Genomic DNA, 21232 nt, shown 5'->3' with positions numbered 1-21232 from the left:
CGACTTAAGGTCGTTCGCAGCGCTAAGGATTTCCGGTACGGTCGGGGACGTGCGTCCTGCCGACATCGAAGCCCTCGTCGTCCCCGGTCGTCCCGCGCTGCGCGGGAACCTGCTGCTCACCGCGTTGAAGAGGCCCGACCTCGAGACGAACGCCGCGCACGGTTCGCTGCGCCGCGTCTCGCTCGACGGCGGGGAGACCGCGTGGACGCACGGTCCGCGCGACTCGGCGCCCGCGATCTCCCCGGACGGGCGCTGGGTGGCGTTCCTCCGCGCGGGGGAGGGCAAGGGTGCGGAGGGAAGCCCGCAGCTGCACGTCATGCCGGCCGACGGTGGTGACGCGCGCCGCGTGACGTCGTTGCACCTCGGCGTGGGCGAGCCGGTGTGGGCACCGGACTCCCGGCGGATCGCCTTCACCGCGCGCGTGCCGGAACCCGGCCGCTACGGCACCGAAGACGCCGACGGCGAGACGCCGGAGCCGGCCGCCGAGGCGCCGCGCCGGATCACGCGCATGGACTACCGCATCGACGACATCGGCTTCCTGCGCGACCGGATGCAGCGGCTGTTCGTCGTCGACGCGCTCGACGAGGACGCGCCCGACCCGGAGCCGCTGACCGGCGACGGCTACGACGTGACCGGCCCGGTCTGGACGCCGGACGGCACCCGCGTGGTCTTCACCGCGCCGCCGGACTGGGGTGCGGCCGAGAGCGACTTCCGCGACGTCTGCGCGATTCCCGCGTCGGGCGGCGAGCCCGAAGTCCTGGTGCGGGGCACGGGTTTCTCGGAGCGCCCGGCGTTCGGCGCCGACGGCACGCTGTTCTACTTCGGACAGTCCTTCGACGAGCACCGCGAAGCCGCGATGACCGGGCTGTACGCGGCGACGCCGGAGTTCGGCGCCGGCCCGGTCAAGGCGCGCCGGCTCACCGACATCGAAACCGTGGACTGCGAAGCGTCGGCGGGGCCGCCGGCGCCGCGCGAGGGCGACGTGCTGGTGGCCGTCCGCAACCGCGGCGCGGTGGAGCTGCGTGCGGTGCCCTTCGCCGCCGCGGACGCCCCGCTGGCCGAGCTGCCGGTGGTCTACGCGGACCGCACGGCGCTGCGGTCGTTCACGCTCGACGGTGCGGTGCTGGCGGCGGTGATCGCGACGCCGTCGACCTCGGGTGAGGTCGTGCTGCTCGGCGACGGCGAGCCGCGCGTGCTCACCGACTACTCGAAGCCGTTGCGCGACAAGGGCATCCGGCCGATGATCGAGCTGGAGACCACGGCACCGGACGGCTACCCGGTGCACGGCTGGCTGGTGCTGCCCGAGGGCGAGGGCCCGCACCCGGTGCTGCGCGTGGTGCACGGCGGCCCGTTCACCCAGCAGGACTGGGCGGTGTTCGACGAGGCGCAGGTGTACGCGGCGGCGGGGTACGCGGTGGTGCTCGGCAACCCGCGCGGGTCGGCGGGCTACGGCCAGACCCACGGCCACGCGATCACCGAGGCGTTCGGCACGGTCGACGTCGACGACGTCCTGGCGCTGCTGGACAAGGCCCTCGAACGGCCGGACCTGGACAGCTCCCGCGTCGGGATCATGGGCGGCTCGTACGGCGGGTTCATGACGAGCTGGCTGGCGGCCCACCACGGCGACCGCTTCAAGGCGGCGTGGAGCGAGCGCGCGGTCAACGCGTGGGACTCGATGGTCGGCAGCTCCGACATCGGCTACTTCTTCGTCGACGCGTACATCGGTGCTTCCCCGGAGGTGCAGCGCGAGAAGTCGCCGCTTTCCTACGCCGCGCAGATCAAGATCCCGTTCGCGGTGGTGCATTCGGAGCAGGACTGGCGCTGCCCGCTGGAGCAGGCGCAGCGGATGTTCGTCGCGCTGCGGCGGGCGGGCGCGCCGGCGGAGTTCCTGCTGTTCCCGGGGGAGGGGCACGAGCTGTCCCGCTCCGGCCGTCCCCGGCACCGCGTCCAGCGCTTCGAAGCGATCCTCGAGTGGTGGGGCCGGCACCTGTGACCGTGCCCGCGTGAACTTCGAGCTCGAGACGCGGCGGATGGTGCACTTCCGGGCGTGTCCGCGTGCCGGCGAAATCTCCGAGGAGATGGCGCGGGAACTGCGGCTGACCTCCGGGTGATCATCCCCTTGCCGGAAGCTCAGTTCAGCAGCGTGTAGTTCAGCTCTTCGCAGACCCGGCCGAGCGGGACGTCCAGGCCCGGGTGGTCCAGCGGCAGCAGCACGTCCGGCGCGATCGGCAGCGCCGCTCCCGCCGGCGGGTCCCACAGGCAGATCGCCGGGTCGCCCGAATCCATCGAAGAGCGGTACCAGAGGCCGTCCAGGTCGCTGAACGCGCCGCGGATCGCGCGCGCCCACGCCTGCGTCAGCTTCTTCGGCCCGCTCGAGATCTCCTGGGACGCGCCCACCCGCGTCGGCCACAGGCCGGTCAGGTCGAGCAGGCGCAGGGTGCGCGTCGGGCGGACGACCACCAGGCGCGGCCCGCGCGTGCGGCGGTCGACCGTCGAGCTGGTCTGGAAGACCTCCGCGACCGACGTGCGGACCGTGAGGCCGAAGTAGAGGACCCCGTTCGCGGGGTCGGTGACCGGCGCGCCGCCGCGGCCGGGCGACTGCTGGTCGAACCGGCCGTGCGGGAGCGGGCCGGTGTAGCGGAACGAATTCCACTGCTGGGGGTGGTTGCCGTGCGCCGTGAAGATGCGGACCAGCCTGGTCGCGGGCTGGACCGTGACCACGTCACTCGCACGGTTCAGCTGCCGGACCAGGACGGATCGGGCGGGCGGCAGCGGTAGCCGGGCCATGGGTCGGGGGTGGTCCGTCCTTGTCGGTGATCTTGCTCGGGGACGCTCCAGCCTAGAACGGCGAGCCGAGCGTGGCGATGAGGCGGGCGATGTGCTCCGGGTCACCCCCGGAGAGGAGCCACTGCCGCGGGGTCGCGGGGTGCTCGTTGATGACGAGGTCCGGCTGCGGTGTGCTCATGAACGCGGCGACGACCAGCGCGGGCTGGTCGTCGGGGAGGGCCTTGAGCACGACTTCGAGGCCGGGGAGCACGCCCGAGCCGGCGAACTGCCATGCGGGCAGCCGCCAGCCGCCGTCCTTCCAGCCGGTCAGCCTGCCTTCCTTGAGGCGGTGCCGGATGCGGCTGTCGTCGACGCCGAGGGCCCGGGCCGCCTCGTTGACGCTGAGCGCGCCTTCGGCGAGGACGGCGTGCGCGGCCACGGTGCGCGCGCGGAAGTCCGGTTCGCCTTCCCGGCGCGGCGACAGGTCCAGCCCGACGTCGGTGAGCGCGGCGCGCTGATCGGCCGAGAAGTAGTGCGAGGGATCGGGGTTCGGCGGGGACAGTCTGCGCGCCGCGTCTTCGACGAGCGTGAGGAACTCGTTCGCGTCGACCTTCAGGCCCGCCTTGGCGAGGATGTTCTCCAGCGCTACAGACATGGGAATCAGACTAACCCGAAACAGCGCGGGTGTGCGGGTTCGTGCGGTTTCTTGCCCTATCTGTGGGTGAATTCACCAGAGATCGACACTTACGGCACATCACTCAACACGTTGAGTAGGCAACTTCCGGTCAGTCTGACGGCATCGCGCGACGATGTCCAGGCTTGACAGTGTGCTTGCGCGGCCTTACGTTCCGTGTGAGTAAACGATTTCCGCTCCGTGCTCACAGGATCCGGCGGGTTCGCGCCGGTCATGGGGGACACAGGGGGTGGGGCGTGCCTGGGGGGCCCGGCACGAGCCGGCCCCCCGGGCACGTCGCTCCGGCCCCCGCGCACGGCGTCAGCGGCGCGAACTCTTCCGCTCGATCAGCGTCGCCTCGAGCGTCGTGGTCGTGGCCTCGCGGCTGCTGTCGGAAATCCGTGCCAGCAGGAGCTGGGCCGCCACGCGGCCGACCTCGTACGCCGGCTGGGCGACCACCGTCAGGGGCGGGTCGATGAGCGTCGTCCACGGGGCGTCGTCGAACGAGACGATCCCGACGTCACGCCCGGACCGCAGCCCGCGCGACGACAGCGCCTCCAGCACGCCGATCGCCATCGTGCTGTTCGCGACCAGCAGCGCGTCCGGCGGCGACGGCTCGTCCAGCAGCTCCAGTGCCGCGAGCCGGGCACCCTCGGCGCGGTACTCCGCCCGCCGGGACACGACGTTCGCTTCGCCGACGACGTCGGCGTACCCGGCCAGGCGGTCGTCGGCCGTGCGGACGCCCGCCGGCCCGGTCAGGCAGCCGACGCGGCGGTAGCCGCCCGCCTGCAGGTGCCGGGTCGCTTCGGCGGCCGCGTGGCGCGTGTCCACCAGGACCTGGTCGCCGGTCTCGGCCGGCAGCGGGCGGTCGACCGCCACCAGCGGCGTGCCCTGGCGGCGCAGGCCCTCGACGTTCGTCGACCGGCCGGTCGGCGACAGCACCACCCCGGCGACCCGCTCCTGCAGCGCGACCTCGATGTAGCGGCGCTCCTTGTCCTCGTTCTCGTCGGAGTTGCAGAGCACCACCGAGTAGCCCGACCGCTGCGCGAGGTCCTCGACGCCGCGCGCGATGGCCGTGAAGAACGGGTTTTCGACGTCGGAGATGATGAGCGCGAGGACCGCGGTCTCCTGCCGGCGCAGGTTCCGGGCCAGCCCGTTCGGGTGATACCCCAGCTCGGCGGCGGCTTCCTGCACGCGCGCGGCGAGGGTGGGGTCCACAGTGGACTTCCCGTTGAGCGCCCGCGACACGGTCGCCGTGGAGACGCCGGCCCGCGCCGCGACGTCGCTGATGGTGGCCACACGCCCTCCCTGATCACCGGTCGAGGGGAGAATAGCGCTCTTGGTGGTCGTTTACCGTCCGCTTACCTCCGCGAGTGATGGCCCACTTCCGGTTGACCGCCGGGGTTACGCCGAACGGAGCCGATCACGCTCCGCCACGTCCACAGTGGAGGGACGAGGGAAGTAGCTCCGCGGGGTCAGCCCGGTGAGGGCCCGGCAGTCCCGGCTGAGGTGCGCCTGGTCGGAGTACCCGGCGGCGGCGGCGAGTTCGGCGAGCCCGGCAACGTGCGGAGCGAGCCGGACGGCCCGCTGAAACCGGGTGACGCGCAGGTAGGTGGCCGGCCCGTACCCGACGGCTTGGACGAAGCGCCGCCGCAACCGCCGCTCGCTCACGCCGAAGGGCTCTTCGACCCGCGCGGCCGCGACATCGGGCGAGGTCGCCCGCGCGGTGCGGCTGGGTGGTGCTTCCCGCCGGGCCGGCATCGCCGCCCCCGGGCCGGTCTTCGCGGCGATCCGGGCCGGATCGGCTTCGTGCCGGGTCAACTGGGCGGCGGCTTCGGCGAGGGCGCGGGGGTCGAGCTTGGCGGCGACCGGGGCTGGGGCGACCTCGGCTTGGGCCAGGAGCGCGGCGGCTTCGGCGAGGGCGCGGGGGTCGAGCTTGGCGGCGATCCGGGCCGGGTCGACCTCGCCTCGCGCCAGAAGCGCCGCCGCCTCGCCGACGCCGGGCTTGGCGGAGATCCCGGCCGGGCCGCGCCCCGTCAGCAATGCCGCCGCCTCCGCGACCCGCGCCGCTCCCGCGTCCAGCCGCTCGATCAACTCCGCCACCGCCCGATCCGCCGGCGACACCTCCACCGCGGCGAGCCGCGACGCCACCGCCTCCGCCGGCGACAGCTCGCCCTCCAGCAGCCGCTCCGCCAGCACCTCGCCGTCCCGCCCCCACAGCTCGCCCAACGGCACCCGCCGGTCGCGCAGCTCGTCGGCCGCCACGCCCAGTACCGCCGGGGCGTGCCCCGGCTTGAACCGGACTCCCCGCACCACCGCCCCGGGCCGGGTCACCGACGACCACGCCGCCGTGTCCGGGCCCGCGATGAACACCCCGCCGTCGCCGACGACCAGGTCCAGGCAGCCGTCGGGGACGATCCGCTTGGGGCCCGCCGTCGCCGATCGCCACACGCAGCGCGCCACGCCCGCCAGCCGCCGGGGTGGTGCCGCCTCCTCGTACACACCCCCGATCATGCACCCGGGCACCGACAAAAACCGGAGGGCACCCGTTCGGGTGAAACCCAGCGGGTAACGGCTAACGCGCGGTGAGGTCACGGCGAGATAGAGGTCGACGCACCCGGCGAGGGTGCGCGCGACGAGAGAAGACCTCTTCATGGGTGCTCACACCGCGGGCCGTGACCAGGGCCGCGTCCGGTCGGCCGGCAGCGTCGTGGTCGTGCTGGGGGTGCTCGCCGCGGCCTTCGCGGTGACGTCGTTCGTGGTGCCGCGGTCCGCCCGCGGGCCGGCCAAGGTGGAGCCGGTCGCCGCGCCGGTCGTGCCGGCCGCCGTCGCCACCGTGAGCCACTCCGTCGTCTACGAGCTGCTCGGCGCGCACGGCGCCCAGGACGTCACCTACTCCGGCGCCGGCTCGGTGCTGACCCAGCACGCCGAGGTGGCGACGCCGTGGTCGGCCGCATTCACCCGGGTCGGCCCCCTCGGCCGCACCGAGTTCTACAGCGTCGCCGCGCGCAACCCCGGCCCCGGCGAGCTGCGCTGCCGGATCGTCGTCGACGGGGTCGTCGTCGCCGAGAAGGCCGTCGCCGAGGCGGGTCGCCAGTTCACCTGCGCCGTCTGACGGCACGATGAGCGGCGTGAACGACGCCGCGATCACCTTCGGGCCCGCCCTCGTGGCGGTGCTGGTCCTGCTCGCCGTCGCCGGGACGGCGGTCGTCCGGGCCGGCGGGCTCGGCCGGGGCCGGGACGTGCTGATCGCCTCCGTCCGGGCGGTGGCGCAGCTGGCGCTCGTGTCGTTCGTGATCACGGCCGTGCTGCGCTCGGCGCCCCTGACCGGCCTGTTCGTGCTGCTGATGTTCGGCATCGCCGCGGTGACGTCGGCCCGGCGCGCCGGCGGCTGGGCGAACCTGCCCTGGACGGCGCTGGCGATCGGGGCCGGCGTCGCGCCGGTGCTCGCGCTGGTCCTCGGCGCCGGGGTGGTCCCGCCGAAGCCGATCGCCGTGGTGCCGATCGCCGGCATCGTCATCGGTGGCGCGATGACCGCGACGTCGCAGGCCGCCCGGCGCGCGCTCGACGAGCTCAAGGCCCGCCACGGCGAGTACGAAGCCGCGCTCGCCCTCGGCTTCCTGCCCCGCCCGGCCGCGCTGGAGATCTGCCGCCCGTCGGCGGGCCACGCGCTGATCCCGGCGCTGGACCAGACCCGCACGGTCGGCCTCGTGACGCTCCCGGGCGCCTACGTCGGCGTGCTGCTCGGCGGCGCGGGGCCGAGCGAAGCGGGGCTGACGCAGGTGCTCGTGCTGATCGGGCTGCTCGCCGCGGAAGCCGTCTCGATCCTGGTGACCGTGCAGTTCGTCGCCGCGGGGAAGCTCAGCCGAGCGGCGTAGCCAGGTGGGCGGTGTCGTTGAAGCGCCGGATGATCCAGTTGTCGCCGTGGATCACCAGGTGCGAGATCGAGCCGTTGTCCGCGCCGAGGAACGCGAACCGCTCGATCGAGCGGCTGGCCTGCGCGAACACCTCGCCGATCACGCCGCCGTGGGTGAACACGGCGACGCGCTGATCGGGGTGCGCCTCGGCGATCCGCGTCAACGCGCCGCGCAGCCGGGCGCCGAACGCCTCGTCGGACTCCGCGCCCGGGATGACGTCCCAGCGCTGCTCGGCCCAGAGCCGTTCGATGATCGGGTGGCCGTCGGCGCTGTACTTGCGGAAGAGGCCGTTCTCCCAGTCGCCCAGGTGGATCTCGCGTAGGTCCCGTTCGACGGACGGGGTCAGCCCGAGCTTCTCCGCCAGCGGCGCGGCGGTCTCGGCCGTGCGCCGCAGCGTCGTCACGTAGATCGCGTCGATCCGCTCGCCGGCCAGCCGGTCGCCGACGCGCCGGGCGTGGTCGCGGCCGTCGGGCGCGAGCTCCGGGTCGGCCTGGCCCTCGACCAGGGTGAAGGGGTTCTCGCCCCGCGCGGGAGCCGACTCGCCGTGCCGCACCAGGAAGATCTCCGTCGCGCCCGGGGGCGGGCTGAAGCGGTGCTGGCGGTACTCGATCTCCTGCTCGGGCGTGCTCATGCTTCGACGGTACAGCGGCGCGAAGCGCCTCGGTTGAGGGTGGTGGTGGGGAGGAAGGCGGAGATTAGCCGAGTTGTTTGTCCACGAAACACCACCGCCACGTCTCGCCGGGCTCGAAGCTGCGCATGACCGGATGCCGGGATTCGTGGAAGTGCCGCGTGGCGTGGCGCCGCGGCGAGGAGTCGCAGCAGGCGACGTTGCCGCACTTCAGGCACATGCGCAGGTGCACCCAGGTCGTGCCCTCTTCGAGGCAGGCGGCGCAGGAGTCCGGCGAGCTCGGGTCCTTGTCGGCCCACTCGTGGGCCAGGTGCTTGCACGACCCCGCCGTCGCGGCCGGGGTGCGCAGTTCGCGGCCTTCGACGTCGGGTTCTTCCTCGTCGCGGTCCAGCATGGACTCTTCGATGTCGAGCCGCTCCAGGACCTTGCGCAGGACGTCGTCGTCGGCGCTGCCGCTGTCGCGGGCCTTGAGGAACTGGCGGCGCTCGACGTCGAGCAGTTCCAGGCGCAGGCGGCGGTAGGCGTCGCTCGGCGTCTCGGCCAGCGCGCTCTGGCGGCCGAGCTGCTCCCACGCCGAGTCGGCGCGGTGCTGCAGCCGGTCGCGCAGGCGCTGGATGATCTCCGGCGGGTCGTCGTCCGTCCGGATCTCCTCGAGCCTGGCCAGCGCCGCGCGGGTCATGTCGTGCAGGACGGCCGCCTCCTGCAGCGCGTCCTCCGCCGGGTCCGGCCGCGGCAGGCGCAGCTTCCGGATCAGCGGCGGCAGGGTCATGCCCTGCACGGCCAGGGTGCCGGCCACGACGACGAACGCCGCGAGCACCAGCACGGCCCGCTGCGGGGTGTCCGCCGGCAGCACGAACGCCGCGGCGAGCGTGACCACGCCGCGCATGCCCGCCCAGGCGATCACGGCCGAGTAGCGCCACGGCCAGATCTTCGCCCGCGGCTTCTCCGGCAGCAGGCGCCGTTCGAGGCGCTTCACCGTGCCGATGCCGATCAGGTAGAGCACCCGGGTGAGGATGGTCGCGCCGAGCACGGCCACGCAGATCCAGGTCAGCAGCGCCAGCGACAGGCCGCTTTCGGCGACCTCCGCGAGGATCCGCCGCAGCTGCAGGCCGATCAGCAGGAAGACCATGTTCTCCAGCAGGAACGCGATGGTCTGCCAGTTGAGCCGGGACGCCAGCCGGGTCGAGCCGGACAGGATCTGCGGTGCCTTGTGCCCGAGGATGAGCCCGGCGATGACCACAGCGAGCACGCCCGAGCCGTGGATCGCCTCCGCCGGGATGTAGGCGATGAACGGCACGGCGAACGACAGCGCGGTGTCGAGCACCGGCTCGTTCAGCCGGGCGCGGACGAACGCCGCCGCGAACCCGACGACGAGCCCGACCACGGCCCCGCCGATGGCCGCGCGGAAGAAGTCGGCGCCGACCTGCCACAGGCTGACCGACCCGGCCAGCGCGGCGATGGCCGTGCGGAGGGCGACCAGCGCGGCGGCGTCGTTGAACAGGCTCTCGCCTTCGAGCAGCCGGATCAGCTTGCGCGGCATCCCGACGCGGCGGGCGACGACGCTGGCGGCGACCGCGTCCGGCGGCGCGACGACGGCGCCGAGCGCGATGCCGCCGGCCAGCGGGAGGCCGGGGATCACGGCCCACGCGACCACGCCGACGCCGAGCGTGGTGAACACGACGAGCCCGACCGACATCAGCCCGATCGCGCTGCGGTTCTTCCGGAAGTCGACCAGCGACGTCTGGATGGCGGCCGAGTACAGCAGCGGGGGCAGCAGGCCGAGCAGCACGACCTCGGGGTCGAGGTGGACCTCGGGCACGCCGGGGACGTAGGAGGCGGCGACGCCGACGACGATCAGGCACAGCGGGGCGGACCAGTCCAGCCGCCGCGCTCCGGCGCTGACGACGAGGACGGTCACGACCAGGGCCACTATCTCTGCCGCGATGTGCACGGGGTAATCATCACCCGGGGGCCGCGGCGGGCGTCACCGGGCCAGCTCGGTGAGCACTTCGGCGACCAGCTGGGTGTCCATGTACTCGGTGATCTCGCGGATCCGGCCGTCCTCGAGGCGGAAGACGAAGCAGTACTCGTTGTCGTACCGCGCGCCGGTCTTGGTGGCGACGCTGCCCCGCGTCTCGACCACGACGACGTCGTCTTCGGCCACGAACCGGCTCGCGGTGCTGGTGTAGGTGCCCTCGAACTGCTCGCCGAGCGGGCCCAGCAGGTCGCGGCGGACGGACTCCTTGCCGGCGAAGGTGCCGGACCAGCTGTTGTGCCCGCTCACCGTCCAGGTGACGTCGTCGGCCATCGCGGCGAGCAGGGGGCGGATGTCGCCGGTCGCCCAGGCGTCGAAGGCGGTTCTCAGCAGTTGCTTGTTTTCGGCTGCGCTCATGCCTGGTAGTCAACACGCTGGAGCGCGCTCCACGCCAAGTTCGTAGGCTGGGCCGCGTGACGACGGTGGAGACCGCGGCCGGCGCCCTGCGCGGGTCCGAACGCGACGGAGTCCGGACGTTCCTCGGCGTGCCCTACGCCGAGCCGCCGGTGGGGGAGCTGCGGTTCCGGGCGCCCCGGCCGGCGCCGCCGTGGAGTGGCGTCCGGGAAGCGACCGACTGGGCCCCGCGGGCACCGCAGCCCGAACTGACCGGCCGTCGCTTCACCGGCGATGAAGACTGCCTCTACCTGAACGTCTACGCGCCCTCGTCGCCCGGTTCGTACCCGGTGCTGGTGTGGATCCACGGCGGCGGTGGCGTGATGGGCGCGCCCCACCAGTTCGACGCGTCCGCGTACGCGCGGCGAGGTGTCGTGGTCGTGACCGTCGCCTACCGGCTCGGCGTCCTCGGGATGCTGCACCTGCCCGGCGTCGCCGATTCGAACCTGTCCCTGCGCGACCAGGTCGCCGCCCTCGAGTGGGTGCGCGACAACGCCGCCGCGTTCGGGGGCGATCCGGGGCGCGTCACGCTGGCGGGGCAGTCCAACGGCGGCCGCACGGTCGGGACGTTGCTGGCCGTGCCCGCCACCCGGGGGCTCGTGCACCAGGCGATCGTGCAGAGCGGCACCGGCGTCGGCTCGGTCGTGCACACCCCGGCCGAGGGCGCGGCGGTCGCTTCGGCGGTCCTCCGGGAACTGGACGCCGCGCCGTCGGACCTCGCGACGCTGCCGGTGACGCGGATTCTCGAGGCGCAGCAACGGGTTTCGGCGGTGTCCGGGACCAAGGTGACCTACCGCGTGGTCGTCGGCGACGAACTGCTTTCCCAGCGACCGGTGGTCGGTGTCCGTGAAGTCCCGCTGTTGATCGGGACGACGGCCGACGAAGAGGACCTGTTCAGCTGGCTGCAATCGGGTGGCGCGAAGCTGCTGGGCGTCGGCTCGACGATGCTGACCCCCGAGGAGATCGAGAAGGCCGTCGCGGCCTACACCTCGGTTCTGCCCGATTGGCCCGAAGACCAGGTCCGCAACCGCGCGCTGACCGCGGGGGACTGGTGGATCCCGGCGATCCGCTTCGCCGAACGGCAGCCGGACGCCTGGATGTACCGGCTGGACTGGCGGATCGCGCCGCGCGGCAAGGGACTCGGCGCGGCGCACGGGCTCGACCTGCCGCTGGTGTTCGACGACATCCGCAACAGGAACTGGCGGTTCCTCTTCGCCGGCCGGAGGTTCCCGGCCGAGCGCATGCAGGCGGTGGCCACGGAGATGTTCGACGCGTGGGTCCGGTTCATCGCGACCGGCGACCCGGGCTGGCCGCGTTACACGACCGCGGACCGGGTGACGCGCCTCTTCGACGACGTCAGCGCGACGGTCAGCGACCCGGACCGCGAGCAGCGCCTCCTCTGGGACTGAGCCGGGGCGGCCGCGAGACCGCCCCGGCTCGGACCTAGACGGTGATCTTGTCGACGTTCGGGCCGCCGTTGGCGGTCGTCGCGGTCGCCTTGATCTTGTTCGTGCCGGCGGTCAGCGTGACCGGGATCGTGACCGTCTGCCACGTGTCCCAGTTGCCGGTGCCGCCGAAGGCCACTCCGGACGCCACTTTCGTGCCGTTGACCGCGATGTCCATCGGCCGGTTCGTCGTGGTGCCGTTGGCGAACCGCAGGACCACGTTCGCGCTGCCCGCCGCGGCCGCGGTCACGGTGAACTCCACCGCGCTGCCGGTCGCGTTGTCGTAGTTGACGAACCCGGTGCCCGTGTACCCGAGGTGGTTGGACTCCGCGACGCCGTTCGTGATCGTGGCGTCCTCGGCCTGGTAGTCCACCGGGGTGCCCGGACCGGGGTCGACCGTGCCGTCCGCCGGGATCGTCTTCGTCCCGGTGTTCCAGCCCGCGATCCGCACGGACGGCTTGGCGCCCTTGAGGTCCGCGGTCCGGTACGTCGCCGTCAGCGTCGTCGACTCGCCGGGCCAGAGGCTGACCTGGTTGTCGGTCCACCGCACCGGCAGCACCGGCGCGCCCGCCGCGCCGACGACGTGCGCGTCGACGAAGAACGCCGGCACCTTGCCGGACGCCGGGTTCGTCAGCGTCACCTTGGTCGTCGTGGTCCCGTCGGCGTTGGCCGTCGAGGTCGCGGTCGACCCCGGCGAGACCTGGGCCAGGCCGTTCAGCCCGGACAGGTCCGCGTAGGCCGACTGCGGCGTGTAGTACCAGTCGCTCGCGCCCCAGTTCAGCGTGTCGGCCTTGGTGGACAGCCAGTACACGTTCCGGCTGACCTCCTTGCCCGCCGAATCGGTGAGCACCAGCTTCGCCAGGTACGTCGTGGACAGCCCGCTCACCGAACCGATGGTCAGCGCGGTCGTCTTGGCGCCGTCGCCGCCCACCGAAACGGCCTTGGACTGGTTGAACTTCTCCGTACCGTCCAGGTTGTACAGCTTCACCGACGCGGTGAGGCCCGACGCCGCGTCGTGGTTGTGGTTGACCACCACGACGGACTTCGTGTCGTAGGAGTACTGGATGTGCAGCGGCTCGTTCGCCTTCTTGGCGCCGAAGTACGAGCCGTTCTGGTCGAGGTAGGCGTCGAACAGCTGCCAGTGCAGCGACGTCCAGCCGCTGTTGAGCATCCAGTAGATGATCCCGGTGGCCGGGTTCGAGCTGTCGCTGAAGTTGCGCGAGTGCGATTCGAACTCGGCGCGGACGTTCTCGTACTGCGCCAGCTGCGCCTTGCGGACGAAGTCGTCCAGGCTCGCCGGCTTGCCGTAGCGGGCGGTGAGCGCGTCGCCGAAGAGCTTCAGGTTGGCGAACGTCGAGGACGACGACCGGTGGTACTGCGCGGTCGACGGGCTCTTCCACATCGTGTCCAGCTCACTGGCCGACATCATGCGCTTGAGCGTGTCCATCGTCGGGATGTCCGGCCCGGCGCTGGTCTCGGAGTTGAAGCTCCACGCGCCGCCGAGGTCGCTGTGCGCCTTGTCGTACCAGTAGTTCGGTGGGACGTAGTCGTACGGCCCGTTCATCTTCATCCCGGACGACCCCAGCTGCGGCGACGACTTCGCCGACGCGGCCGGGACCACCGGCGTGGGCCAGTCCGCGGCGCTCAACGCGTCGAGGTAGTTCTTCTCGATCGTCGCGTCGGGCGCGAAGTCGCTGCCGATGAGGAAGGAGATGACGCTCGGGTGGTCGCGCAGCCGTTCGGCCTCCGCGGTCATCGACGCCTTCGCGACCGGGTAGTCGGCGGCGGTCCAGGGGTCGCCCTTCTCGTCGCCGTTGACCTGGCCTTCCCACTTGTCGCAGCACTCCCAGCCGGGCAGCGTCAGCACGCCCATCCGGTCGGCGAGGTCGAAGAACTCGTCCGGCTCGATGTGCCCTTCCAGGCGCACGGTGTTGAGCCCGAGGTCCTTGACGTAGGCGAGCTTGTCGGCCGCGTATTGGGCGTTCCAGCGCAGGAACAGGTCCGGCGAGTAGCCGCCGCCCTTGATCAGCAGCGGGCGCCCGTTGATCGTGTACGACCGGCCGCCGCTCGAGTTCTTGTTCGCCGTCACCGTGCGCACGCCGAAGCTCGAGTGCGAGGTGTCCGACGCGGTTCCGCCGACGCTCGCGGTCAGGTCGAGGTCGTAGAGCGGCTGCCCGCCCATCCCGGCCGGCCACCAGACCTGCGGGTTGTCGATCCCGACCACGTCGAAGGTGACGGTCTTCTTCTCCTTCGCCGCCAGGCTGACCGTCTGGCTGATCGGCTTGCCGGCGACCGTGCCGGAGACGGTCGTGGACACGGCGGCCGCGGAGTCGTTGCGGACGTCGGCCTTCACCGTCAGGTCGGCGTGGGACAGGCCGGTCAGCTTCGTGACGACGTGGCCGCCGCGCAGCGCCACCGGGCCGCTGCGCCGGACGAGGACGTCCCGCACGATGCCCATGTTCTGGTCGGGCGGGGTCTGCGCCCAGTCGATCCAGCCCATCGACAGGTCCTTGTTCGGGTCGTTGGGGTAGACCTTGAACGCGACGCTGTTCGTGCCGGCCTTCACCAGCGCGGTGATGTCCAGGTCGTGGCGGGTGTAGGCGCCGGTGACCTGCGTCTTGTCGGCGACGCGCGTCCCGTTGACCCAGACGTCGGCCTTGGACAGCACGCCGCTGAAGTCGAGGTAGGTGCGCTGGGTGGTGTCGGCGACCGTGAGGTCGGTGCGGTACCACCAGGGGACCTGGAAGTCCGCGGTGGGCACGTTCTTCATGTTCGTCGAGTAGAACGGGTCGGCGTACTTGCCGTTGGCCAGCAGGCCGGCGTAGACGGTCGAGCGCGGGCCGACCGGGTACCAGCCGGAGGTGTCGTACCCCGGCTTCGACACCGCGGAGTCGTCGCCGACCCGCGCCGACGTCTGGATCAGGAAGCCGGGGACGGCGGTGGCCGGGCCCGCGGCCGCGACCGTCGCTCTCGCCTGCTCCTGGCCGGTGGCCGCCGGGACGGTCGCCCCGCTCACGGCGACGGCGAGCACGGCCGCCGCCACGAGGATCCGGGTTCTTCTCTGCCGATAGCTCACTAGCGCGCCTCCTAGGCACCACGGCGGCGTGGGGGACGATCGTTAGGGAACTTTCCTAACAATTGCGGACGATCGTAGCGGCCCGGTCACCCGGAGAACAGGGGCGAATCGGTCAGACCCGGGCCGCCTGCCACGCCGCCGCGGCGCGCAACGCCAGCAGGAGGGGCAGTGAGCCGTCCTCCCAGATCCGCTGCGGAAGTGCCTCGCTGAGCGGGACACCGCCGGCCAGTGCGGCGCCGATCGCCGGGAGGTCGACGTCGAAGAGCGTCAGCCCGGCGCTGTAGAGGCGTTCGCCGCCCGCCGGGCGGCGGGCGGCGACCTCGGTGCTGTCGACCGCCAGCTCGGTCACGCCGAAGAACTCCGGCTTGGCACCGCGTTCCATCCAGCGCGCGAAGCCGACGACCTTCGTCTCGCGGACGTCCTGGGGCGTGAGCCCGCTCTCCTCGCACAGTTCGCGTTCCATGCCGGCGCGGATCGCGGTGTGCAGGAACCGGCGCGCGTTCTTGCCGGGAGTACTCAGGTCCTGCGGCTCGAGCGACCCGCTGCCCGACGGCGCGAGCAGCAACCCGCTCACGGCGTTGAGCGACGACTGCCGCACGGTGACGAGCTTGCCGTCGGTGGTGAAGGCGACCGTCGAGACGCCGATCAGGTCGGCGAGCGTGCTGCTGCCGAGCTCGCGCAGGGCGCCGTCGGTGTCGGTCAGCTCGGCCCGCCGCAGGTCGTACTCCTCGTCGGTGTCGGCGCGGGTGATGCGGAGCGTGCCGAGCTCGTTCGAGCAGACGGCGTCGAAGAACCGGGCGCGGTGCAGCCGGATGGGCGCGGGCCGCGCGCCGGCGGCCGGGAGCGGGTCCCCGCGCATGCCGACGATCGGGCCGTTGAGCCGCTGCTCATGCCCCTCACAAGCCCGGCGTTCAGACAGCGGGACGGGCGGGATCGCTTCCGGGTTGCCGCCGTCAAGCGCCGTTCTGTCCACAGGCACCCCCGATTGTGGACAGCTCGGCTGGGAAACGCGGTTTCGCGCGAGCTTGTCGGTGTGCGCCGATAGACTGGGACGGGGACGCCCCCCAGGGAAGGGCGGGGGACTCTCTGGGGTCAGCCGGCGGCCCGCAGCAACCGGACGTCCCGGGTGAAGGTGGCGACGCCGAGCGCGAGCGCGACGACGGACAGCACGACCCCGACGGCGCTCGGCAGGATGGTGACAAGCCCGAGCACCACGCCCAGGCCGGACGCGGCGAGCGGCCACTCCCGGGCGCCGATGAAGCCGAGGTAGTCCACCTTCGCCCGGGCGCGCCGCGTCAGTTTTCCCATCACCGCTTTGTTTGGCACGGCGCAGGCCCGGCGTGGGGCTATCTCCCGATCTCGAGGTCGGCCTTGAAGAGCGCGATCACGGCGAGCCGCTTCTCGTCGACGGCGGCGACGGTCGCTTCCTCGACGCCGCCGCCCGCGGCGATCCGCGAGTGGACGTCGAGCACGGTGGTCGTGAGCGCCCGGGCCGCCCCGGCGACCTCGGCGCCGGCCAGGACCTCGATCTCGGCCGTGGCGGCGTGCAGGCGGGCGTCCTCGGCGCGGGTCCTCTCGCCGGCCATCGCCTGGCCGTGGCTCGCGCTGATCGAACGGAGGTACTCGGCGTAAACGGCCTGCTTCAGCTTGCCGAGCGCGTCCTCCCGCTGCCACCGGCGGGTGCGCGCGGCGAGCAGGTGCTGGAGGAGCCCGCCGATGAGCACGCCGAGGAGAGCGCCGGTCACGCCGACGACGGCGGTGCCCATCAGGCTTCCGCGTCGAGGTAGACCCACTGGCCGTCCGCCCGGCGGAAGCCGCTGTTCTCCTCCAGGAACCCCTCGCGGCCGTGGTGGCGGTAGTGCGCCCGGAACTCCACCGTCCCCTCGGTGTGCAGCAGGCCGCCGCCGGTGCGGCCGAGGATCTCCAGCCGCGTCCACTCCTGCGCCGGGTCCAGCTGCAGCCGCCGCGGGCGGGTGTCCGGGTGCCACGTGCGCAGCAGGTAGGCGGTGTCCCCGACGGCGAAGGCGCTGAACCGCGAGCGCATCAGCAGCTCGGCCGTGGGCGCCGCGAGGCCGCCGTCGTGGAACCGGCCGCAGCAGGCGGCGTAGGACTCGGCGAGACCGCACGGGCACGAAGTCATGGCGGAATCCTCCCACTCCGACTGTCTACTCAGGACTAACCCGCGTTGACCGGCTTCCCGGTCTCCCGCGCCTCCTGGGCCCCGCGCACCGCGAGCCGGTCGGCGCGCTCGTTCTCCGGGTGTCCCGCGTGGCCCTTCACCCACAGCCACTCGACCTCGTGCACGCCGGCCGCCGCGTCCAGGCGCTGCCACAGGTCCGCGTTCTTCACCGGCTCGCGCGCCGCCGTCTGCCAGCCGTTCTTCTTCCACCGCGGCAGCCACTGCATGATGCCGTTGCGCACGTACGTGCTGTCGGTGTACACCCGGACCTGCGACGGCCGGGTCAGGCTCTCCAGCGCGCGGATCGGCGCCGTCAGCTCCATCCGGTTGTTCGTCGTCGGGGTGGCTTCGCCGCCGTACAGCTCGCGCTCGTGCCGCCCGTAGCGGAGGACCGCGCCCCAGCCGCCCGGTCCCGGGTTCCCGCTGCACGCGCCGTCGGTGAAGATCTCCACGTCCACGCGGCGACCCTACCGGTCCCGGCCCTCGCCGAGAGCCGCCACGCCGGGTTACGGTGAACCTCCGGAGGGGAACCATGAACGGGCGTGACGACACGGGCGAGGGCGCGCTCCTCGCTTACCTCGCCGATGCCGATCGCGACTACCTGCTCGGCCGGGGCACCCGGCGCCGGTTCCGGGCGAACGACGTCGTGCTCATGGAAGGCGACCCCTCCGACCACGTCCACGTGCTGGTCTCCGGCTGGGTGCGCGTCTCGACGATCGTCGAGGACGGCCGTGAGGTGCTCTTCGGCCTGCGCGGTCCCGGCGAGGTGCTCGGCGACCTCGCCGCCGTGACCGGACGGCCGCGCTCGGCGTCGGTGCGCGCGATCGAGCCCTGCACCGTCTTCCAGCTGACCGGCGCGGAGTTCGTCGACGTCCTGCACACCCGGCCGGAAATCGCCATCGCGACGATCAAGACCGTCGCGGCCCGGCTGCGCAGCGCCGAGTCCGCCCGGGTCGACTCCGCCGCCTTCGACGTCAGCCGCCGCGTCGCGGTCGTCCTGGTCAGGCTGGCCGAGGAGCACGGCAAGCGCGTCGCGGAGGGTGTGCTCATCGAGGCCGCGTTCTCGCAGGAGGACATCGCCTCGCAGATCGGCGCCGCCCGGCGTACCGTCGCACGAGCGTTGCGCGTGCTGCGGGAACGGGGGATCGTCGAGACCGGCCGCCGCCGGATCCTCATCCGCGAGCCGCGCGTCCTGCGGGCCTTCGCCCGTTCTGAGCCAAACGGCACACAACACCCGTGACAACGGGCATCTGAGCGCACCCCCTCTCGGCGGGATCCTGGGTTCCGGCCGGAAAAGAAAAGATGCCGACCGGCCGGATTCCCATTTTCGAGCGAGGTCGGGGAGTGCTTTGCCGTGAACGTCTACTGCAGGATCTTGACCCTGGTGAAATCGGTCTTCGCCGCGTTCGTGGTCGGCGCCGTCCTGGGATTCCTGACGGCGACCGGAAACGCGGCGGAACCGGACGCGCCGGCGTCGCACGGCTCCGCTCCGCTCCCCGTCTCGGCCTGGGTGCAGCGATGAGGAGGTGTGTGATGGAGAGCCACTCGATCTGGGCGCTGATCTTCGGCGCGAACTGACCCGCGGCGGCCCGGCCGGCCGGCTCGTGGGGGGTCGGCCGGCCGGGTATTCCGCGAATGCGGTGTCCATGATCTGTCATATCGGCGCGGAATCGCGCTTGGTAATGTGGTCGTTCGATTCCACCGGGGCACGGGAGGGGGTGGGATGCGGCCGGAGAACTCCTTCCCGTTCGTGCGCGAGCTGAACGAACTGCGCCGCGGCCGCGGGCTCGACGCGGCGGACCTGCACCAGCGGATCGGCCCGTGCCTGCGGGAAGCGTGCGAGATCACCGCCGCCGACCAGCCCGCCGCCGCCCGCCGGAAGCTCGTCCTGCGGCTCACCGAGCTGTGCGGGCGGCTGCCCGCCGACCTGCGGCTGGCCGCGCTCGCGGCGCTCGGCCTGCACGAAGAGGCCGCTGGGGAGTTCCTCGACCGGCGGATCTCGTGGCTGGCCAGCGTCCTGGACCGCGATCCGCGCACCGCACGCCGCCGGATCGACCTCGCGTTCCGCCGGCTCGACGAACTGCTCGGCGCGCCCCCGGCCGGGCGCGACCCGCACCCGCTGGCCGGCTGGTACGTCGAGTCGATGAAGGTGATGCTGCGGCTCGACCGCGACCCGCCGGACCTGCAGGAGGAACGCCGGATCGTCGCGGAGGTCGACGAGCTGGACGAGCTCGTGCTCTCGTTCAGCGTCCCCGCCGAGCCGGGCAGCGACCCGGTCCCGGACATCACCGCCGACGTCCTGTTCGGCGGCGAAATCGTCGAGGCGCGCCAGGTTTCGGTGAGCCACGCGCAGTTCGTCATGCGGCTGCCCAGCCCGTTGCGGCTGGGCCAGCGCCACGACTACGGGATCCGGTTCGCGCCGCGGCGCACGTCGCTGCGGCCCTACTACGTCATGACGCCCCTGCGCCGGTGCGAGGAGTTCTCGGTGCGGGTCCGGTTCGACCGCGAGGCACCGCCGTCGCGCGTGTGGCGGCTCAACGGCGTGCCGGGCCGGGTCATCGACGACGGCGTCGACTCCGGGGACGCGCTGACGGTCAACCGGGTCGGCGAGGTGGGGCTCGAGTTCCACGAGCTGCACCAGGGGCTGAGCTACGGCCTGCAGTGGTCCTTCGAGCCCCGGGAGGACTGAGGAGGCCATGCGCACCGTCCCGGTGGCCGCGACCGTCGTCCGGATCGGGATCGTCGCCCCGAGCCGCGGCGGCACCGCCCGCGCGGTGCACCTCGGCACGACCCTCGACGGGGTGCTGGACGAGGTGTTCGACCGCGTCCCGGTGCCGTACCGCACGCCGACGTGGTACCGGCGTCCCGAGGGGGACAACACGACGCTGGTCATCCCGCCGACCGTGCCGCTGCCGTGGGTGGCGGGCGAGTTCGCCGTCGAGCTGGCCGACGCGCTGCGGCGCCGCAACCGCCACCTCAACGAGTTCGGCAGGCTCCGGCTGCGCCTCGCGGCCGACCACGGCGACGTCGTGCTGCGCCCGCCGAACTTCGGCGGCGCCGCGGTCGCGCTGGCGGTCTGGCTGTGCGAAGCCGAGGTGCTGAAGGCGGCGCTGGCCGCGGCGCCGGAGCTGGACGAGCTGCTCATCGTCTCCGACCGGTTCCACGCGGCGCTCCCGGACGGACGGGGGTTCCGCCGCGTCGTCGTCCCGGCCGGTGGTGAGCGCGAACTCGCGTGGCTGCGGACCGGTCCGGATACTGGGACGCGGAATACCGGCCCCGGCGGTGGGTTGGCACCGTCGTAGCCGACGGAAAAGGGGCCCGCGATGAGCACGTTCACGAGCGAGTGGCAGGACTGGAAGACCCGGCGCGAAGAGGACCTCGCGGCACCGCACGGCTGGCTGGCGCTGGTGTCCCTCGACTGGCTGACCGACGCCCCGCGCGAGTACCCCGGCATTCCCGGCCGCTGGTGGCAGGACTCGGACGCGGCGTACGTCGACCCGGCCGGCGCTTCGCTCCTCTTCGACGGCGCCCCGGTCACCGGTGTTCAGCGGTTCGAGCTGGTCAACAGCGGCGCGGGCACGCGGGTGCTGGCCGGCGACGTCGAGATCGAGGTCGCCCGCCGCTCGGGGTACCTGATCCGCGTGCACGACCCGAAGGCCGAGGTGCTGCGCGCGTTCCACGGCGTCCCGGCGTACGAGCCGTCCCCGTCCTGGGTGCTGCCGGGCCGGTTCGAGCCGTTCGACTCGCCGCGGCCCACCACGGTCGGCGCGGTGGTGGAGGGCTTGAGCCACGTGTACACGGCGCCGGGCGTGGTCCGGTTCGAGTACGGCGGCTCGTCGCACACGTTGACGGCGTTCAACGGCAAGGACGGCGGTTTCAGCATCCTGTTCACCGACGAGACGAGCGGGGTGACGACGTACGCGGCGAACCGGTCGCTGCCGGTGCCCCCGCCGTCGGCCGACGGTGCGGTGACGCTGGACTTCAACCGGGCGGTGAACCTGCCGTGCGCGTTCACGGACTTCGCGACCTGTCCGCTCCCGCCGGCGGGCAACCACCTGCCGTTCGCGGTGGAGGCGGGGGAGAAGATCCCGCACGAGCGCGGGTGACTCCCCCGCTCCCC

At 72.6% G+C, this 21232-nt stretch carries 22 protein-coding genes; 9 read left to right on the top strand and 13 right to left on the bottom strand.

The features are described 5' to 3' along the window. The first annotated feature begins 49 nt into the window (after positions 1-49). The gene (locus tag AB0J40_RS11815) at positions 50-1993 is read left to right on the top strand and encodes a S9 family peptidase (RefSeq protein WP_364451033.1); all 1944 of its coding nucleotides are present in this window, start codon (positions 50-52) and stop codon (positions 1991-1993) included. A gap of 137 nt (positions 1994-2130) precedes the next feature. Here the strand turns inward: AB0J40_RS11815 and AB0J40_RS11810 are convergent, their stop codons facing one another. The 4 genes from AB0J40_RS11810 to AB0J40_RS11795 all read right to left on the bottom strand — a co-directional run bounded on the left by AB0J40_RS11810 (position 2131) and on the right by AB0J40_RS11795 (position 5953). Further along, positions 2131-2787, bottom strand: a complete 657-nt coding sequence (locus AB0J40_RS11810; protein WP_086680664.1) for an RES family NAD+ phosphorylase — start codon at positions 2785-2787, stop codon at positions 2131-2133. Positions 2788-2839: 52 nt separating this feature from the next. Beyond that, positions 2840-3421, bottom strand: coding sequence for a DNA-binding protein (locus AB0J40_RS11805; protein ID WP_364451030.1), 582 nt, complete (start codon positions 3419-3421; stop codon positions 2840-2842). 339 nt (positions 3422-3760) lie between these two features. Next, on the bottom strand, positions 3761-4738 hold the full coding sequence (locus tag AB0J40_RS11800) for a LacI family DNA-binding transcriptional regulator (protein WP_364451027.1): 978 nt from the start codon (positions 4736-4738) through the stop codon (positions 3761-3763). A 105-nt stretch (positions 4739-4843) separates the two neighbouring features. Then, entirely contained in the window at positions 4844-5953 is a 1110-nt protein-coding gene (locus tag AB0J40_RS11795; RefSeq protein WP_364451025.1) for a helix-turn-helix domain-containing protein, read from the bottom strand. A gap of 139 nt (positions 5954-6092) precedes the next feature. Between AB0J40_RS11795 and AB0J40_RS11790 the strand changes: the two genes are divergently transcribed. Then, positions 6093-6554 (top strand): MmpS family transport accessory protein, encoded by a 462-nt coding sequence (locus tag AB0J40_RS11790; protein ID WP_364451023.1) that lies wholly within the window; start codon positions 6093-6095, stop codon positions 6552-6554. Positions 6555-6570: 16 nt separating this feature from the next. Continuing rightward, on the top strand, positions 6571-7317 hold the full coding sequence (locus AB0J40_RS11785) for an ABC transporter permease (protein WP_364451020.1): 747 nt from the start codon (positions 6571-6573) through the stop codon (positions 7315-7317). On the opposite strand, the gene AB0J40_RS11780 is transcribed toward AB0J40_RS11785, so the two are convergent. The 3 genes from AB0J40_RS11780 to AB0J40_RS11770 form a co-directional block, all read right to left on the bottom strand. Continuing rightward, positions 7301-7987, bottom strand: coding sequence for a histidine phosphatase family protein (locus tag AB0J40_RS11780; protein WP_364451018.1), 687 nt, complete (start codon positions 7985-7987; stop codon positions 7301-7303). The genes AB0J40_RS11785 and AB0J40_RS11780 overlap by 17 nt on opposite strands. Before the next feature lie 64 nt (positions 7988-8051). After that, entirely contained in the window at positions 8052-9935 is a 1884-nt protein-coding gene (locus AB0J40_RS11775) for a Na+/H+ antiporter (protein WP_364451015.1), read from the bottom strand. Positions 9936-9968: 33 nt separating this feature from the next. Beyond that, the gene (locus tag AB0J40_RS11770) at positions 9969-10376 is read right to left on the bottom strand and encodes a nuclear transport factor 2 family protein (protein ID WP_364451013.1); all 408 of its coding nucleotides are present in this window, start codon (positions 10374-10376) and stop codon (positions 9969-9971) included. A 56-nt stretch (positions 10377-10432) separates the two neighbouring features. Between AB0J40_RS11770 and AB0J40_RS11765 the strand changes: the two genes are divergently transcribed. After that, a complete protein-coding gene (locus AB0J40_RS11765; RefSeq protein WP_364451010.1) occupies positions 10433-11821 on the top strand; it encodes a carboxylesterase family protein in 1389 nt (462 codons plus the stop codon). 34 nt (positions 11822-11855) lie between these two features. Here the strand turns inward: AB0J40_RS11765 and AB0J40_RS11760 are convergent, their stop codons facing one another. From AB0J40_RS11760 to rnhA, 6 genes are all read right to left on the bottom strand, one after another. Next, a complete protein-coding gene (locus AB0J40_RS11760) occupies positions 11856-14933 on the bottom strand; it encodes a carbohydrate-binding protein (protein ID WP_364451008.1) in 3078 nt (1025 codons plus the stop codon). A gap of 112 nt (positions 14934-15045) precedes the next feature. Next, the gene (locus AB0J40_RS11755; RefSeq protein ID WP_364451007.1) at positions 15046-15912 is read right to left on the bottom strand and encodes a hypothetical protein; all 867 of its coding nucleotides are present in this window, start codon (positions 15910-15912) and stop codon (positions 15046-15048) included. Positions 15913-16025: 113 nt separating this feature from the next. Next, positions 16026-16241 (bottom strand): hypothetical protein, encoded by a 216-nt coding sequence (locus AB0J40_RS11750; protein WP_364451004.1) that lies wholly within the window; start codon positions 16239-16241, stop codon positions 16026-16028. A 38-nt stretch (positions 16242-16279) separates the two neighbouring features. Further along, on the bottom strand, positions 16280-16699 hold the full coding sequence (locus tag AB0J40_RS11745) for a hypothetical protein (RefSeq protein WP_364451002.1): 420 nt from the start codon (positions 16697-16699) through the stop codon (positions 16280-16282). After that, on the bottom strand, positions 16699-17073 hold the full coding sequence (locus tag AB0J40_RS11740; RefSeq protein ID WP_364450999.1) for a YchJ family metal-binding protein: 375 nt from the start codon (positions 17071-17073) through the stop codon (positions 16699-16701). The genes AB0J40_RS11745 and AB0J40_RS11740 overlap by 1 nt, the downstream gene beginning before the upstream one ends. 35 nt (positions 17074-17108) lie before the next feature. Then, complete coding sequence (rnhA, locus tag AB0J40_RS11735; RefSeq protein ID WP_364450996.1) at positions 17109-17570, bottom strand: ribonuclease HI; 462 nt, start codon at positions 17568-17570, stop codon at positions 17109-17111. Between the two features lie 74 nt (positions 17571-17644). Here rnhA and AB0J40_RS11730 point away from each other — a divergent pair, with 74 nt between their 5' ends. From AB0J40_RS11730 to AB0J40_RS11710, 5 genes are all read left to right on the top strand, one after another. After that, entirely contained in the window at positions 17645-18352 is a 708-nt protein-coding gene (locus AB0J40_RS11730; protein ID WP_364450993.1) for a Crp/Fnr family transcriptional regulator, read from the top strand. A gap of 144 nt (positions 18353-18496) precedes the next feature. After that, a complete protein-coding gene (locus AB0J40_RS11725) occupies positions 18497-18634 on the top strand; it encodes a hypothetical protein (RefSeq protein WP_364450990.1) in 138 nt (45 codons plus the stop codon). Positions 18635-18835: 201 nt separating this feature from the next. Further along, positions 18836-19801, top strand: a complete 966-nt coding sequence (locus AB0J40_RS11720) for a hypothetical protein (protein WP_364450987.1) — start codon at positions 18836-18838, stop codon at positions 19799-19801. A gap of 7 nt (positions 19802-19808) precedes the next feature. Then, positions 19809-20414: a hypothetical protein gene (locus tag AB0J40_RS11715; RefSeq protein ID WP_364450985.1), complete on the top strand. Its 606-nt coding sequence runs from the start codon at positions 19809-19811 to the stop codon at positions 20412-20414. A 21-nt stretch (positions 20415-20435) separates the two neighbouring features. Further along, positions 20436-21218: a DUF1684 domain-containing protein gene (locus tag AB0J40_RS11710; RefSeq protein WP_364450983.1), complete on the top strand. Its 783-nt coding sequence runs from the start codon at positions 20436-20438 to the stop codon at positions 21216-21218. The last annotated feature ends 14 nt before the right edge of the window (positions 21219-21232 follow it).

The organism is Amycolatopsis sp. NPDC049691, assembly GCF_040675005.1.
Taxonomy (GTDB): Bacteria; Actinomycetota; Actinomycetes; order Mycobacteriales; family Pseudonocardiaceae; genus Amycolatopsis.
Note: the sequence above shows the minus strand (reverse complement) of the source record. Positions and strands in the feature narration are given on the sequence as shown.